The organism is Candidatus Terasakiella magnetica, from assembly GCF_900093605.1.
Classification (GTDB): Bacteria; Pseudomonadota; Alphaproteobacteria; order Rhodospirillales; family Terasakiellaceae; genus Terasakiella; species Terasakiella magnetica.
Window position 1 is genome coordinate 172399 of record NZ_FLYE01000001.1, and the last position, 16799, is coordinate 189197.

Here is a 16799-nt window from a genome sequence, read left to right on the forward strand (position 1 = left end):
GCTTGCAGCCCTTTATTTATTTTATTCATGCACGGATAAAGGAAATAAAGTTTATTCCTCGTCGAGCTCAGCCCCGTTTGGGAACATGCGTTTAAGCTGTTTGATCCCGCCTTTATAGGAATAGGCCTCGTAACCTGCTTTTTGCATACGCTCAGCAAGTACGGCTGATTGTGTGCCAAAGGGGCAATAAAGCACGTAAGGCTGGGTCTTTTTAAGCTCGCGCAAGCTGTTCATCAATTTACCAGCGGTGTAATTTTTTGCACCCGCCACATGCCAATCGTCATAGAGGCTTTCTGGTTGGCAATCGATGATGATGGCTTTTTCGGGGATTTCTTCAATAAACACGCTGTGCTGGGCGATATCTTCGTCAGTTACATCAAACATGTCATAGATTTTACAGCCCTCAACCATATCGGTAAGCACAGAGAAATCCATTTTTGTTTCTTGTTTCGCAATAGTGTTGCGACCAGACTTAACCGCAGGGCGGCGTTTATTAAGCGCGCAATATTCAGGGATTTTCTCAGACAGTTTATCCGTGCCAATCATGCGCGCATCTTTAATGATCTGTTCTTTATCAAAACCAATCAAGGGGCGCAAAACCGGAATGTCGGAAACTTCATCAATGGTGTTGAGGTTGGATAATGTCTGTGAAGAGACCTGACCCAAGGCTTCGCCTGTGACAAGCGCATCAGCGCCAATACGTTTGGCAATTTCACAGCCTGCGCGATACATCTGGCGTTTGAGAATAACCTGCCACCATTCAGGGGCCGTATTGGCGCGAAGGTCATTAATAACAGGTTCAAAATCAATGCAATAAAGTTTTGGTCGCGTGCCTGTGGCCCAACGATCACACAGTACTTTGGTGATTTCAACCACCATGCGCTCATAAGCGCCACCTGCGAGGTTGCAAAATACAAAGTCGTTCATGGCACCGCGTTTCATCAGGTACCAAGCCGCCACAACAGAATCAAAACCACCGGAAATAAGCGTGATGGCATTACCTTGAATGCCAATGGGGAAGCCACCGGGCCCAGCGATTTTTTGGGTATAGAAATACGCCAGATCACCCGCAACATCGGCCTTGATCATGACTTCGGGATTATCCAGATCAACCTTTTTGGCAAAGGGTCGCAAACAGCCACCGATGTGGCGTTCCATCTCAACAGAAGTGAATTTCTTTTTGTTGCCCAGACGTTTGATACGCACGGCGTAGGTTTTATCGGTTACAAGCTCTTTATAAAGCTCAACCGCGGCCTCTTTATGGGCTTCAAGCCCGCCATCGATGATTTTATCAATGGGGGAATAGCTCGCCACACCAAAGGTGCGTGAAATAACATCAAGGGCTTTTTCCTGATCAGAGGTATGAACCTGCATGCGGCCTTCATGACCGATGATGTCAAACTCAATGCCTGCACGCTCCAGACCTTCCTGCATATTAGAACGCAGGGCTTTTTGGAACTTCTTGCGCGTTGCAGGCGCTTTTAACATCATTTCCGGTGCAAGACGGATGATAATAACATGTGGGTACCTTGTGGACACTTCCATGGCGGTGCACTTTCTTATATGTAAAAATGAATGGAGGTGCGCGCCTTGTACGCCTATGACTTGGTGAAGTCAATGGCTGTCATTATGCCAAGGTTCCCCAAAGGTCATAATCTTCAGCCGCGTGAATTTTAATGTTCACAACATCACCGACTTCAAGCTCGGTTGAGCCATCACCATCAATAAAGACTTCACCGTCAATTTCTGGGGCATCGCCTTTGGTGCGCCCAACTGCGCCGTCTTCATCCACCTCGTCAATCAACACTTCAAAGGTTTTGCCGACTTTTTCTTGCATGATCTCATCAGAAATCTGGCGTTGGAACTCCATTAGGCGGTTCCAGCGTTGTTCCTTAACCTCTTCATCCACATGATCAGGCAGATCATTGGCGGCGGCACCGTCAACATTTTCGTACTTAAAGCAGCCCACACGGTCCAGACGGGCTTTTCCCAGCCAATCAAGCAGATATTCAAAATCTTCTTCCGTCTCACCGGGGAAGCCCACAACAAAGGTGGAGCGAATGGTGATTTCTGGGCAAATCTCGCGCCATTTATTGATGCGTTCTAACAGCTCCATCTGGTTGCCCGGTCGCTTCATGAGCTTAAGAACCTTAGGCGAGGCATGTTGGAAGGGGATATCCAGATAGGGCAGTACTTTACCTTCAGCCATCAAGGGGATGACATCATCCACATGAGGGTAGGGGTATACATAATGAAGACGCGTCCAGACCTTCATACTGCCAAGGGCATCAAGCAGGTCATACATTTTGGTGCGAACCGCTTTGCCGTAAAAATCGCTTTCTTCATATTTAAGGTCAGAGCCATAGGCCCCTGTATCTTGGGAAACCAGCAAAAGCTCTTTCACCCCACTTAAAGCGAGGTTTTCTGCTTCTTTAAGCACTTCACCAGCAGGGCGCGAGCGTAACTTGCCGCGCATGGAGGGGATAATGCAGAAAGTGCAGGACTGGTTACAGCCTTCAGATATTTTAAGATAGGCAAAATGGCGTGGCGTGAGCTTAATGCCTTCTGCCGGAATAAGGTCCATATGCGGGTTATGCAGCGGGGGGGAGGCTTCGTGCACGGCCTGCATCACGCTTTCATATTGGTGAGGACCGCTTACGGCAAGCACACCGGGGTGGATTTCACGAATGCCTTCTTCATCCACACCAAGACAGCCCGTGACAATCACTTTACCATTTTCATTAAGCGCTTCGCCAATGGCGTCAAAAGATTCCTGTTTGGCACTATCAATAAAGCCGCAGGTGTTAACAATCACCGCATCCGCGCCATCATAGGTCGGCGAAATTTCATAGCCTTCTGCACGAAGGCGTGTCAGGATACGTTCGGAATCAACCAGTGCCTTTGGGCAACCAAGGCTGACAATGCCAATCTTTGGAATATCTGTGCTCATGGCGGCTTATATAATGTGCTTGGCCCCACAAGTAAAGAATAGGGAAGGGAAACAATTATGAAACTTGTTCGTTTTGGCGAAAAAGGTGATGAAAAACCCGGCATCCTTGATGATCAACACCGCATTCGCAGCCTTGAAGACCATATCTATGATATTGATGGAAATGCCTTATCTGATGAGATGTTGGCGAAACTGGCCAAGATTGATGTGAACAGCTTGCCAGAAGTAGGCGATGTACGCTTTGGCCCTTGTGTTGGCAATATTGGTAAAATCCTCTGTATCGGACTTAATTATTCAGACCATGCCGCAGAGGCGGGGATGGACGTGCCAAGTGAACCTGTACTTTTTACCAAAGCAACAAGTGCGATCAATGGGCCAAATGATGATGTGCTTTTACCGCGCGGCTCAGAAAAAACAGACTGGGAATGTGAGCTCGCTTTTGTCATTGGTAAAGAAGCAAAATATGTCAGCGAAGAAGACGCCCTTGATTATGTGGCGGGCTATTGCATCTTAAATGATGTTTCTGAAAGGGCCTATCAGCTGGAAAATACCGGACAGTGGGTGAAGGGCAAGTCTTGCGATACTTTTGCCCCTATCGGCCCGTGGCTGGTCACCAAAGATGAAATTGCTGACCCGCAAAACTTATCTATGTGGCTGGAAGTTAATGGTAAACGTTTTCAGGAAGGCACAACAGAGACCATGGTGTTTGGGGTGAAACACTTGGTGAGCTATCTCTCGCGCTTTATGTCTTTACAGCCCGGTGATGTGATTTCTACGGGCACGCCACCCGGTGTTGGCATGGGGCAAAATCCGCAAGTCTATTTAAAAGCGGGTGATGAAATGAGCTTGGGCATTCAGGGGCTTGGTGTGCAAACGCAAAAGGTGGTTTCTGAGTAAATCTGGTTGCAGGCCTATGCCAGCATGACAAGCTGGCCAGTGTCCAAAAAATCACTCAATACCGTCTTTTTTCTTGAGCTCTTTGATCTCTTCTTCCACACGTTTTTTCAAAACCGGATTGGTTTCATAGTCATAACCGAGCTCATCAAAGCTTGGCACTTCATCGGGGGCTTGGGTGCGCGGGTCAGTTTTTTTATCAAGCTGGTCTTCCATGTTGAATTTGCCTAATCCCTCTTGAAGGAGCTTTTTGATATGGTCATCACCAGACATTAGTCATTCTCCAAAAACTTTTCGATAATATGGGTTTGCTGTGTTTTGTTAAGGGCTGGGGCATGACCGCATCCCGGTATTTCAATCAGGTGCGCTTTGGGGCCGACTTCTGTCATGTGTTGCGCCCATTCAGTCAGCAGAAGGTCAGACTCAGCCCCCCTTAAAACAAGCGTTTCCGCTTTTATCTTCTCATAAGTTTCCCACAGGTCATAATCATTAGGGTGAGCTGTAAATTGCGTCACCATTTTGGGGTCATAATGCAGAGTAATTTGACCGTTATCCATGCGTCGATAAGACGTTTCCACCATCAAGCGCCATTGCTCATCAGTAAGATAACCATATGGCTCATACACAGTTTGAAGATAGTCTTCTAATTGTCCGATCGTTTCAAAAGAGGGCGGGGAGCCAGCGTAGGTTAGGATACGATCAACGGCGGCCTCAGCTAATTGTGGGGCGATATCGTTGATGACAAGGCGGTTGATGTTATCGCGCAAAGGTCCACCTGCCAAGCGCATGCCCAAAGCCCCACCCATGGAGGTGCCGATATAGTCAAAATGATAGAAGCCGAAGATTTCACAGACTTTCAGTGCGATCTTTTCATAGAAGTCGAAACAATATTCTTCTTTAGGGTTTTGGCCCCATTGGGAAAGCCCGCGCCCAAGGGTATCTGGGCATAAAACACGATAGCGTTTAGAGAGTAGTTCAGCCAGGTGATCAAAATCACGCCCCGTTCGGGCAAGCCCATGCCACATGAGGATGCTGGAGGGGTTATCAACACCCCACTCGGTGACATGGATTTCATAACCCTCCACATTGATATAATGCGAGACAGGCTCTTTTTGTTTGAACATTTTGAACTCCCTTGATTCTAAAAACATTTATACCCGTTCTTTGGCACAAGAAAAAGGCTTCTTGCCAGGGAAGCAAGAAGCCTTCGTTTGGGAACGTTGTCGTAAAACATGTTTGACAGACTTGATACCACATTGGGTGCGCAGTTCGGGGGAAAAGGAGTGCTATCAAGTAAGCTGTCGTTTTTAACAACCTGAAAATAACCTAACGAATTAATTAGATATTGGAAATCGCAATGAATACGTAGATATACTACCTATTTCTGCGTAGTAGGCATTTTCCTCTATCATGTTATGATTGCGTAGTTTCAATGTGTGAGATTGCCAATGCTGCGCCTAAAAATCCTCTTACTTGCTGTTCTCCCGTTATTTTTTGCGGTTAGTGCGATCATCTTTATCCTGTTCTTTCAATCAGATGATTTGATTGATGAACAGTTACAACGTGTTGAAACAAATGTGATCTCTGCCAAAACAGATGAGTTAAAACATTATATGCATATGGCCTTAACGGCTGTGGACCATGTTTATCAAAATGCAGGTGATGATGACGAGGTGGCAAAAGAAAAAGTCAAAGCGATCCTTAATGATCTGACTTACGGTAAGGATGGATACTTTTTTGTTTATGCAGGTGATGGCACAGGCCTTGTCCATCCAGGTCAGCCGGAGATTGTCGGGTTAAACTGGTGGGGCCTTCAAGACAGCAAAGGCCGCCTTGTGATTAAAGAACTGACGGAACGGGCGCGAAAGGGCGGGGGGTATTATCGCTACCTTTGGGAAAAACCCTCCTCAGACGAAGTGGCGGAAAAGCTTAGTTACGCTGTTATGCTGGAAAAATGGGATTGGATGATTGGCACGGGGATTTATCTGGATGATATCTATAACCAGATTGAAGCGCGCAAAAAAGAGATCAAGGACCGGATTGAACGCACTTTCTTTTTGATTTTCTGGATTGCGGTGATGGCTTTGGCAGGGGTTTTTACCTCAGGTCTTGTCATCAATGCCAATGAGCGAAAGCTTGCCGATACAAAACTTAAAGAGCTCACCCAGCGTATTGTTGAATTTCAGGAAGAAGAACGTGGACGTGTTTCCAGAGAGCTTCATGACGGTATCAGTCAGATTTTAGTCTCTGTTAAATATTCTATTGAACTTGCCATTGATAAAATTCATGCCGGTTCAAGCGATGCGATAAAACCCATGGAAAAAGGGGCAAAGGGCTTGCGTGAAGCCATTGGTGAGGTTAGACGCATTTCAAGGGACCTTAGACCCAGCGTTCTTGATGATATCGGGCTTTCAGCAGCGCTTGATGCCATGAGCCATGAATTTGGAGAGCGCACAGGTATTGAAGCGACTTTTAAAAAACATCCGTTCACAAAGCAACTTGGCCCAGATATCAAAACAACTTTATTTCGCATTGCACAGGAAGCCTTGACCAATATTGAACGCCATTCTGGGGCGTCACAGGTGAAGATAGAGTTGGTAAAACGTGTTGACGGGATCAGGATGATCATATCAGATGATGGTGTGGGTTTTGATGTGCTGAGAATGGAGGGGCGAAAAAATGCCTTTCAAGGGATTGGCTTGCGAAACATGCAGGAACGTATAGAATTCCATGGTGGGGAGTTGACCGTCTGGTCTTCCCCCGAAAAAGGAACGGTCGTAGAATCAAAACTACCACTCAAGGTGCTGTTACAGGTGGATAATGGATAATAATAGTCAAAAAATACGTGTACTCTTGGTGGATGACCACCCTTTGGTCTTAGACGGTATTCGCTCACGCCTTGAAGATGATGGTCATATTGATGTGATAGCTGAAGCGAGCAATGGGGAAGAAGCTTTGCATCTTGCCGGTGAGCATAAACCAGATATCGTTTTAATGGATATCAATATGCCAGTAATGAACGGCATTGAAGCGGCTGAAAAATTTTCTGCTGAGCTTCCTGATATTCGTCTATTGATGCTCACCATGCATGACAGTCGTGAATATATCACCCGTGTCTTAAAGGCTGGGGCTAAGGGCTATATTCTTAAAGATGTTTCATCAAATGAAATGATCAGTGCGATCAAGGCTGTGTATGAAGGAAAAACCTATTACAGTTCTGGCGTGACTGACATACTGGTTAATGAAGGCACAAATAAACAAGTGCCATTAACGGATCGTGAAAAAACAATTTTGCAGTTACTGGCAGAAGGTAATAGTAATAAACACGTAGCGCGAGAATTAGATATTAGTGTGAGAACCGTAGAGACACACAGACGCAACATAAAACGAAAATTAAGCGTCAAGACTTCTGCAGGTCTTGTAAAATATGCCATTGAAAATGGTATTGTTGAGTTGTAATCTTAAAAAAAATGTTCATTATCTAAATGAAGTATATTTTAACACGGAAGGTATTAGAGTAAATCATGGAAAAAATCCCTGATATGAGCGAAATCCTTGCGCAAATGAACGAAAAGTTCATAGAGACAGCGCATGAAAAACTTACTCGCCTTAATGAAATACTCGAACTCATCGCAGCAATGAATGACACTGACTTCCAAATGGATAGTCAGATGGATAGTGCTGTATATGAAGAGTTTCACCGTGAAATTCATAGTCTCAAGGGCATGGGCGGGACATTCCAGATGCCGCTTGTGACACAACTGTGCCACAGATTTGAAGATTATCTTGAGAATTCAACTCATCTTAGTTCTGAACAAGTTGATGATGCCTACAAATATGTGGATCGTCTTTCGGACTTAATTGAAAGTGATGAAGCGCAAGATACGTCCAAAGTGGATTACTGGTTAGGCAACCTCCCTCAGAAAGATACAAGCAAACCAGATTCTGTGAAAGATTCGTCAGCTCAAGTTCTCATTATTGGTAATAATGTCGAGCTTATCGCTGAAATAGCTCCTTCATTTGAAGAAAATGGCTTTTCTGTTTTATCGACGATTTCTGCATTTAAGGGTTATAAAACAGCAATACAAAAGAAACCGGAAATTATAGTTGTTTCACAAGAACTCGAGGAAATGGATGGGGCGGAACTCGTGCGTAGCCTTGACTCAATGCGCCAAATGTCAAAAGTGAAGATCGCGCTTATATGTCCAGATCGTCGTGCCGCTTTAAGCGAAAACTTGCAAGGCGTACATCTCTTGTCTGAAAAAAATGCTTCTATTGATGTTATGAATTTTATTGCAGTGGCGGTTACAGCTTAGAAACTATTTTATTTTTCTAAATAGGCTGTTAGCATGTTTGTTAATAACAATTTGGTCACAGTGATAGTTTTAGAATTTTGTAAAAATATGACATGTGTCTATACGGGTCGAGGAAGAATTTAAATGAGTGATACCTTTAGCATAAAGGTTGAAAACGGGGTTGCGGGGCTTAGCCTTATACCGATACTTGATATGTCGGTAGCAGAAGAACTTCTGATGTCATTTAGAGAATGCACCACGCTCTCAAAAGATGTAACAATCGATAGCGAGGGTGTTGAACGTATTTCTACACCTTGTGTCCAGGTTATGTTGGCTGCATCAATTGATGTTGAAGCCAACGGTGGAAAATTTTCAATAAAGAATACCAGCTCAGGATTTGAACGTGGGATGCGTGATTTGGGCTTATCTGAATATCTAGATAATTGGAGTAAAAATTAATGGGATTGCGTGTTTTAGCTGTCGATGATTCCAAAACCATGCGTGATATGGTGGGTTTCACATTAAGAAACGCAGGGCATGATGTTATTGAAGCCGGTGACGGTGAAGATGCATTGGCTAAATTGGGAAATGATCGTGTTGATTTAATCATCACGGATGTGAATATGCCACGTATGGACGGCATTACACTGATCAAAAACCTACGTGCCAATGATGTTCATAAGTCGACACCAATATTGGTTTTGACGACTGAATCTGATAGCTCGAAGAAGAACGAAGGTCGTGCTGCGGGCGCGACAGGGTGGATTGTTAAACCTTTCAGCCCAGACAAGCTTCTTCAAGTTGTTTCTAAAGTTTGCCCATAATCTATCGTTGAGAAAGGTACGTGAACAGTGCCTCAAGATTTTGACCTAAGTCAGTTTAAAGCGACATATTTTGAAGAATGTCAGGATCTTCTGTCAGCCGCAGAAGAGTACCTTGGTGTTTTGCAAGCAGAATTATCCGATGTCGATGTTGAAACATTACATGCGATTTTTCGGTGCGTGCACTCTATCAAAGGGGGCGCGGGCGCCTTTAATTTTACTGACCTTGTAAGTTTTTCACATATCTTTGAGACGATGTTAGACAAGCTACGTGAAGGTAAGCTTGAACTAACTGAAGAAATGGCAGAGTGCTTGATCTCTGCAAATGACGTTCTGGCCCGACTTGTACAGATGGCACAGGACGATGAAGAGGTTGAAGCCTCAATCTGGAAAGCTGTCGCTGACGACCTTGAAGCCTATACCAATGGTAAGCCGATCCCGTCAAAATCGGGGGAAACTGCGCAGGCTTCTACTTCAGTTCCCTCAGACGATTATAACAAGACGTCTGAAGAAGAAGATGAACAGGGGTGGGGGTTATTTCTTGATGATATTGGTTCCACAGCAACGGGCAAAGTTGAAATAAATGAGCCGCTCAGTGATGAAGAACAGGGCTGGGGCCTTTTTGATGACGATGATGAAGTAGCAGAACCAGTTCAGGCAGAACAGCCAACTGATACGACGCTTCCGCTTTACAGTATTTGCTTTATTCCAGAAGCCCATCTTCTCCAGTTTGCCAATGAGCCATTATTATTGGCGCGTGAACTTGGAACCTTGGGTGAATGTAGAGCAAAAGTTGATATTTCACGCCTGCCAAAACTAGTTAATATTTCGCCTGATGTGGCATATTTAAGCTGGGTTTTTGAGTTACGTACAGATAAATCCCTTGATGACATTCACGAAGTTTTCGAATTTGTTGTTGATGACTGTAAATTAGAGATCAAAGAAATTTCCAAGAGCGAAATTTCTCAAGACACAGCCCCTAAAGCGACTGCAGCTGTTGAAGAACCTGTTCAAAAGACTGAGGTAAAGGCCGAACAGCCGACACCAAAACCTGTTAAAGAAGAACCTGCTCCTGCACAGATTGCACCACCACCTGTGCCCAAGCCGACAAAGAAAGAGCTTACTGAGAAGAAAGCCAAACCCAATAGCGGGGCTGGCGGTTCAGCACCAGCTGCACAAAAAGTATCATCTATCCGTGTTGAACTTGATCGTGTTGATAAGCTTGTCAATATGGTGGGGGAGCTTGTCATTACACAGGCCATGCTTAAGCAACAATCAGAAGACCTTGCAAATAATGCTGGTCAGGTGATGTCACAGGGCTTTGAAGACCTCAGTGCGCATACGCGTGAGTTGCAAGAAAGCGTTATGGCTATTCGCATGCAGCCTGTGAAATCTGTTTTTGCCAGAATGCCACGACTGGTGCGTGAACTTTCAACAAAACTAAATAAGAAAATTGACCTGATTACCTCTGGTGAAATGACCGAAGTTGATAAAACGGTTATTGAACAGTTGATGGACCCGCTTACGCACATGATCCGAAATTCGGTTGATCATGGGATTGAGACGAAAGAACAAAGGCAGGAAAGCGGTAAAAAAGAACGTGCAACAATTCATTTAAGTGCAGAACACCGCAGTGGACGTATCCAGATTGATATCAGTGATGACGGACGCGGTATCAACCGCGAGCGTGTGGTTGCCAAAGCCATTGAAAAAGGTGTCATTGAAGAAGATCACGACCTTGATGATGAAGAAATTGATAACCTGATCTTTGCCCCTGGTTTTTCCACGGCTGATGAGATCAGTGATGTTTCGGGCCGTGGTGTTGGTATGGATGTGGTGCGCCGTAATATCGTCAATCTTGGCGGGCGGATCTCTGTTTATTCAACACCGGGTGAAGGTACGCGTTTTTCCATGTCATTGCCGCTGACCCTCGCTGTTCTTGATGGCATGATTGTTAAATGCGGTACTGAGAAATATATCATTCCACTCACCGCGATTATTGAAAGCATCCATCCTGTTGAGGAAGAGTTAAAAGTTCTTGTAAATGGCGGTGTGCTTGCTTCTGTTCGTGGTGAATATATTCGTATTGTGAACCTGTATCGCCTCTTTAATGTCAAAGATGCCGTTACGGACCCGGCGGAAGCCTTGGTCGTGATTGTTGAAACAGAACGTTACGGTAATGTAGGCATTATGGTTGACGAACTGTTGGGGCAACAACAAGTCGTCATCAAAAGCTTAGAAGATAATTATGATCCAATTTCTGGGATTTCAGCAGCAACCATTATGGGTAATGGCAAGGTCGCTTTAATTTTGGATGTTGATGGATTAGCAGAAATGGAACATGGCGCAGAGAAGCGTCGCAAATTTGGTAACCTGAAACAGCAGGTCCTTTTGACTGGAGAGTAAACACATGGCATCGACTGACAATAACCTCATGCCCAGTGTACATGAAAATGGTGAGCTTCAAAATGCGGGTGAGGAAGTGAACCAATTCATTACCTTTACCATTGGTGAGGAAGAATACGGCGTCGACATTATGGCTGTTCGTGAGATCAAAGCCTGGACAGAGACAACGCATCTTCCAAATACACCTGAATTCATGCGTGGTGTGTTGAACTTACGTGGTTTGATCGTGCCTATTTTTGATTTGCGATGTCGTTTTGGTATGGGCCTAACTGAGGCGACCAAAATGCATGTGGTTGTCATTGTTCAGGTTCAAAACCGTATGGTTGGTATTTTGGTGGATACTGTTTCAGATATTATCAGTATTTCACAAGGTGATATTCAAGAAGTTCCTAAAATGGATCGTAATATTGACGATGAATATCTCAGCGGTCTGGTTACCGTTAAAACACGAATGGTCGCGTTGCTTGATGTTGACCTGCTTTTCAACCCACAAGCAATTGAAACCGGAATCGCATTAGGCGAAGCTGCAGTAGGGGATAAATAAAATGAGTGAAGAAATGACCCAAAATAAATCCTTTTGGCAATTATCGCGAAAAATTCCACTGTTTATTACCGCTTCTGCGGCTGTCAGTGCTTTGTTGATTGCCTTTTTTGCGATTATTCAGTTTGAAAATGTTGAGGAAGAGAATTTAAAAGGCAACTTTGAAACTCTGACAAAACAAAGAGCTGCTGAATTAACGGATTATTTCAAAACCATTTCCGATGACCTGAGCATTGTTGCCGATGCACCGATGACGAAAAAAGCACAGCTTTCTTTCTCTCGTGCATGGAATATGTATGACGGTGACCCAAAAGCTGAGCTTAAACGCCTTTTCATTACTGAAAACGCTTATCCGATGGGTGAAAAACACAAACTCAATATTGCTGATGGTGATAAATCTGCCTATGGGCAGGTCCATAAGGCCTATCACCCTTGGTATCGCAAGTTTCTGGAACAACGTGGTTATTACGATATCTTTATGATCGATACAAAAGGTAACCTTGTTTATTCTGTCTTTAAAGAGCTTGATTACGCTACAAACTTGAATTCAGGCCAGTGGAAAAACACTGATCTTGCCAATACGTTTCGTTCTGCTTTGAAGTTGGGTGAAGGTGAACAAACTTTCTATGACTTTAAGCCCTATAAGCCAAGTAATGATGCACCTGCGAGCTTTATCGGTCAGCCGATTGTCGTTGATGGTGAAACAAAAGGTGTTTTGATTTTCCAAATGCCGATTGATCGCATCAATGCCTTGATTGCCAAAGAAACGAATTTGGGCGCAACAGGTGAGGTCATCCTTGTTGGTGAAGACCGCCTTGCACGCAACCAATCTCCTATTATTGATAAACCGACAGTCTTAAAACGTCCTGTTGATGGGGCATATGTTCGCAAAGCCCTTGAAGGTAAATCCGGTTTGATGGTCGCTGACCTAGCTGATTGGGGCGAAGATGAAGCGGCACACCCTCATTTTGTAGGTTATGCACCATTTGATTTTAAAGGAGCGAAATACGCAGTTGTTGTCATGCAGGAGGAAGAAGAAGCTTTTGCCTTTATTGATGACATCAGAAACACAGTCCTGCTTATTCTTATCGTTATTATCGTCGGTGTGGTTGTTGTTGGCATCTTCTTGGGCCGCAGTATTGCTCAACCAATTTCAGCACTAACTGACCTCGTAAATGAACTCGCTGCTGGTCGTGTAAAATCTGTCCAAATGCAAGAACGTGGTGACGAGCTTGGTGAGATGGCACGTTCACTTAATCAGATTTATTCTTTAAGTGTTGAAAATAAGAGCATTCGTGCCGCATTAGATAATGCAACAACCTGTATTATGGTTGCCAATACAGATCGTGAAATCGTCTATATGAACCCGGCGGTTGAAGAAATGCTGCGTGTTGCAGAAGCTGATATTAAAGAAGCATTGCCGCATTTCGATGCCAATAACGTTTTGGGACAAAATATTGATATCTATCATAAGAACCCACAACATCAGGCGGATGTCCTTGCTAAATTATCAGGAACACACACAACTCGTTTGACGTTGGGTGTGCGTAGTTTTGATTTGACAGCTGCCCCAGTTACGGATGATGAAGGTAATCGTTTGGGCAGTGTTGTTGAATGGAACGACCTTACGGACCTCTTGTCTCGTCAAGAGGCTGAGAAAGCTGTTGCTGAAGAAAATTACCGCATTCGTGCCGCATTGGATAATGCAACAACCTGTATCATGGTTGCAGATTCAGATCGCAAAGTCGTTTATATGAACCCTGCGGTTCAACATATGTTTGATGTTGCCGAAAATGATATTAAACAACGTCTTCCACATTTTGATGCGCATAATGTTTTGGGCCAATCTATTGATATTTATCACAAGAACCCACAACATCAGGCAGATTTGCTGGCGAAGCTTGAGAATATCCATAAAACACGCATGGTCATGGGGCAACGTACCTTTGATTTAACGGCTGCGCCGGTTAAAGACCAAGAAGGTAAGCGTCTGGGTAGTGTGGTTGAGTGGAAAGACATCACTGCTGAACTGCATGTTCAAGAAGAAGTTGATAATGTGGTGCGCGCCGTTGTGAATGGTGACTTTACACAGAGTATTTCACTTGATGGCAAAGAAGGCTTTATGGAAGCCCTTGGTCAAAGCATCAATGCCTTGAATGATACGGTTAGTGATGTATTTGGTGAAATCGCGGAGTCGCTTTCATCACTTGCAAAAGGTGATTTGCAATATCAGATCACGAAAGATTACTCAGGTACTTACGAGACCTTGAAACAGGATACAAATCAGACCTCTACACGCCTAAAAGGTATCGTAGGTGATATTCTGGTTTCCTCTAATGAGATCACAAGTGCTTCGAAAGAAATTTCTTCAGGCTCAATTGATCTTTCTCAACGCACAGAGACGCAAGCTTCCAGCCTTGAAGAGACAGCGGCTTCTATGGAGCAGATGTCAACAACGGTTAAGCAAAATGCAGATAACGCTCAACAAGCCAATGTGCTTGCCATTAAGGCACGCGATGTGGCTGAAGAAGGCGGCTCTGTTGTTGAACAAGCCGTTGAAGCCATGTCTTCAATTGAAGGATCCTCGCAGAAGGTCTCGGATATTATCGGGGTGATTGATGAAATTGCTTTCCAAACCAACTTGTTGGCCTTGAACGCAGCTGTTGAAGCTGCGCGGGCTGGTGATGCTGGTAAAGGCTTTGCGGTTGTTGCCTCTGAGGTGAGAACGCTTGCTCAACGTAGTAGTGAAGCTGCCAAAGATATCAAGAGCCTCATTCTTGATAGTAATCAGCAGGTCCGCGAAGGTGTGAAACTTGTTGGTGAAACAGGTGGATCGCTTGAAAATATCGTAGACAGCATTAAACGTGTTGCTGATATCGTATCTGAGATTGCGGCAGCCAGCCAAGAACAGGCTTCTGGCGTTGGTGAAATCAATGCTGCGATTACCCAGATGGATGAAATGACCCAGCAAAATGCGGCATTGGTTGAAGAAAGTTCTGCAAGTGCGCGTTCACTTGAAGAACAGTCTGAAAAAATGATGCAGCTGATGTCTTATTTCGATATCGGGAAAGATAAAATCAATATTGCAACGCCAGTTTCTGCAATTGAGGCGCCACAGCCACAAGCAATTGCACAAATACCACAAAGCAGTATTGAAACAGATGTAGATGATTTTGAAGACGATTTTGATGATTACGCTCCAGAAGATTCAGGATCTGTTTCAAATGATGCTCCACGTGCAGGGGCAGATGTAAAGGCAGATGCTGATTGGGAAGAGTTTTAAGGGTTCTTTTCAATGATTGATAAGAAGATAAAGTTGGTGAAAAAATCGAAAGGGGACACTGTGACAAATGCAAAACCAAAAGTTCGTTTTGTCATGAAACCGCGTGAGCAATCACGTGAGTTCCCTTTTTCTGATAGTGACTTTGCCACTTTATCTGACCTTATTCACATGCGGACCGGCATTATCATGAAAGAGCATAAGAAGAATATGGTCTATAGCCGTTTGGCCAGACGTCTTCGTGCCCTTAATATCCAGTCATTTTCAGACTATTTGCATTACCTTGCAGGCTCTAAGGGTGATCAGGAAATTGGTTATCTTATCAATGCAATTACAACGAACCTGACAAAGTTTTTCCGCGAAAATCACCATTTCGAACATTTAGAAAATCAGGTTTTCCCAGAAGCTATTCATAATATCAAAGCAGGTCGGCAAAAACGCATTCGCGTGTGGTCTGCGGGTTGTTCTTCTGGTGAAGAGCCCTATAGTATTTCAATGGTGTTGGATAAGGCCCTTAAGCAACATAACGCTAAAGATATTGATGCAAAGATATTGGCGACTGACCTTGATACAAATATGTTAGATTTCGGTCGCAATGGTCATTACAAAAAGAACTCCGTAGAGAGTCTCGATGAAGAATATTTACGATATTTCAGGGAGGGTGAAGGCCAACCTGAAACATATCAAATATCAAATAGATTACGACGCTATATTTCTTTCAAACAGTTAAATCTCATTGGTAAATGGCCTGTGAAAGGGCCTTTTGATGCGATTTTCTGCCGTAATGTCATGATCTATTTTGATAATAAAACAAAAATGGAAATTACACGTAAATTCGCAGATCTATTAAGACCCGGGGGATGGTTATTTATAGGTCACTCAGAAACAATTCTTGATACTGATGGGCGTCTCGATCTTTATGGTCGCACTGTCTATCAGCGTGTGAATTGACGCGGTAGGGGAACGTTTATATGGCTGATAGCTCATTATACTCAATGGATGGCCCCTCAGGCCAACAGGCACCCAGACGATATTGGGACCCTAGCTTCAAGCATTTTGCGGTTAAGGTTGCTCCGGGCGCGCATTATGTCACAACCAATAAAGAAGAAATGATTGTCACCACATTGGGTTCGTGCATTGCCGCATGTGTGCGCGATACCGAGTTGGGTGTTGGTGGTATTAACCACTTTATGCTGCCAGAAAGTGATTCTGGTAACTGGGGTGGGGTGAGTGCTTCTATGCGTTATGGTAACTACGCAATGGAAGTGCTGATCAATGATGTTTTACGCATGGGCGGTGCGCGAAACCGTCTTGAAATTAAGCTTTTTGGTGGGGCAAACGTAATTACAGCCTCCACCCTAATCGGTACAAAGAATATCGAATTTGTTGAAACATACTTACGTATTGAACATATGGCGGTTTCTGCACAGCATTTGGGGGGTGAACAAGGTCGTCGAATTGTTTATTTCCCAGCGACGGGTAAGGTCAAAATGAAGCTGTTAGACAAGCATGATAACGAAGTGGTTGTGGCAGAAGAACAAGTCTTCAAATCTAAAATCGAGAAGAGCGAGATCGAAGGTTCTATCGAACTGTTCTAGTGAGAAGGTAATAA

At 44.2% G+C, this 16799-nt stretch carries 15 protein-coding genes; 11 read left to right on the forward strand and 4 right to left on the reverse strand.

Going from position 1 to position 16799, the window contains the following annotated elements; translation table 11 throughout:
* Positions 1 to 51: 51 nt before the first annotated feature.
* Both thiI and rimO read right to left on the reverse strand, forming a co-directional pair.
* The gene (gene thiI / locus MTBPR1_RS00430) at positions 52 to 1545 is read right to left on the reverse strand and encodes a tRNA uracil 4-sulfurtransferase ThiI (protein WP_069185581.1); all 1494 of its coding nucleotides are present in this window, start codon (positions 1543 to 1545) and stop codon (positions 52 to 54) included.
* 82 nt (positions 1546 to 1627) lie between these two features.
* Complete coding sequence (gene rimO / locus MTBPR1_RS00435; protein WP_069185582.1) at positions 1628 to 2950, reverse strand: 30S ribosomal protein S12 methylthiotransferase RimO; 1323 nt, start codon at positions 2948 to 2950, stop codon at positions 1628 to 1630.
* 57 nt (positions 2951 to 3007) lie between these two features.
* On the opposite strand from rimO, the gene MTBPR1_RS00440 reads away from it, so the two are divergent.
* Complete coding sequence (locus MTBPR1_RS00440) at positions 3008 to 3847, forward strand: fumarylacetoacetate hydrolase family protein (RefSeq protein ID WP_069185583.1); 840 nt, start codon at positions 3008 to 3010, stop codon at positions 3845 to 3847.
* 51 nt (positions 3848 to 3898) lie between these two features.
* Here MTBPR1_RS00440 and MTBPR1_RS00445 read toward each other — a convergent pair whose 3' ends face one another.
* Positions 3899 to 4117: a hypothetical protein gene (locus MTBPR1_RS00445; RefSeq protein ID WP_069185584.1), complete on the reverse strand. Its 219-nt coding sequence runs from the start codon at positions 4115 to 4117 to the stop codon at positions 3899 to 3901.
* On the reverse strand, positions 4117 to 4968 hold the full coding sequence (locus MTBPR1_RS00450; RefSeq protein ID WP_069185585.1) for an alpha/beta fold hydrolase: 852 nt from the start codon (positions 4966 to 4968) through the stop codon (positions 4117 to 4119). Before MTBPR1_RS00450 ends, MTBPR1_RS00445 begins: the two co-directional genes overlap by 1 nt.
* 324 nt (positions 4969 to 5292) lie before the next feature.
* On the opposite strand from MTBPR1_RS00450, the gene MTBPR1_RS00455 reads away from it, so the two are divergent.
* The 10 genes from MTBPR1_RS00455 (at position 5293) to cheD (ending at position 16785) form a co-directional block, all read left to right on the forward strand.
* Positions 5293 to 6672 carry a cache domain-containing protein gene (locus MTBPR1_RS00455; protein WP_069185586.1) on the forward strand — a complete coding sequence of 460 codons (1380 nt, stop codon included), beginning with the start codon at positions 5293 to 5295 and terminating at the stop codon, positions 6670 to 6672.
* On the forward strand, positions 6665 to 7303 hold the full coding sequence (locus MTBPR1_RS00460; RefSeq protein ID WP_069185587.1) for a response regulator transcription factor: 639 nt from the start codon (positions 6665 to 6667) through the stop codon (positions 7301 to 7303). Before MTBPR1_RS00455 ends, MTBPR1_RS00460 begins: the two co-directional genes overlap by 8 nt.
* Positions 7304 to 7368: 65 nt before the next feature.
* Complete coding sequence (locus MTBPR1_RS00465; RefSeq protein ID WP_069185588.1) at positions 7369 to 8160, forward strand: Hpt domain-containing protein; 792 nt, start codon at positions 7369 to 7371, stop codon at positions 8158 to 8160.
* Between the two features lie 123 nt (positions 8161 to 8283).
* A complete protein-coding gene (locus MTBPR1_RS00470; RefSeq protein ID WP_069185589.1) occupies positions 8284 to 8598 on the forward strand; it encodes an STAS domain-containing protein in 315 nt (104 codons plus the stop codon).
* Entirely contained in the window at positions 8598 to 8963 is a 366-nt protein-coding gene (locus tag MTBPR1_RS00475) for a response regulator (protein WP_069185590.1), read from the forward strand. Before MTBPR1_RS00470 ends, MTBPR1_RS00475 begins: the two co-directional genes overlap by 1 nt.
* Before the next feature lie 27 nt (positions 8964 to 8990).
* Positions 8991 to 11366 carry a chemotaxis protein CheA gene (locus tag MTBPR1_RS00480; protein ID WP_069185591.1) on the forward strand — a complete coding sequence of 792 codons (2376 nt, stop codon included), beginning with the start codon at positions 8991 to 8993 and terminating at the stop codon, positions 11364 to 11366.
* A gap of 4 nt (positions 11367 to 11370) precedes the next feature.
* Positions 11371 to 11910: a chemotaxis protein CheW gene (locus tag MTBPR1_RS00485; RefSeq protein WP_069185592.1), complete on the forward strand. Its 540-nt coding sequence runs from the start codon at positions 11371 to 11373 to the stop codon at positions 11908 to 11910.
* Position 11911: 1 nt separating this feature from the next.
* Entirely contained in the window at positions 11912 to 15190 is a 3279-nt protein-coding gene (locus MTBPR1_RS00490; protein WP_069185593.1) for a methyl-accepting chemotaxis protein, read from the forward strand.
* Positions 15191 to 15250: 60 nt separating this feature from the next.
* Positions 15251 to 16138, forward strand: coding sequence for a CheR family methyltransferase (locus tag MTBPR1_RS00495; protein WP_205631193.1), 888 nt, complete (start codon positions 15251 to 15253; stop codon positions 16136 to 16138).
* 20 nt (positions 16139 to 16158) lie between these two features.
* Positions 16159 to 16785, forward strand: coding sequence for a chemoreceptor glutamine deamidase CheD (gene cheD, locus MTBPR1_RS00500; RefSeq protein WP_205631194.1), 627 nt, complete (start codon positions 16159 to 16161; stop codon positions 16783 to 16785).
* The last annotated feature ends 14 nt before the right edge of the window (positions 16786 to 16799 follow it).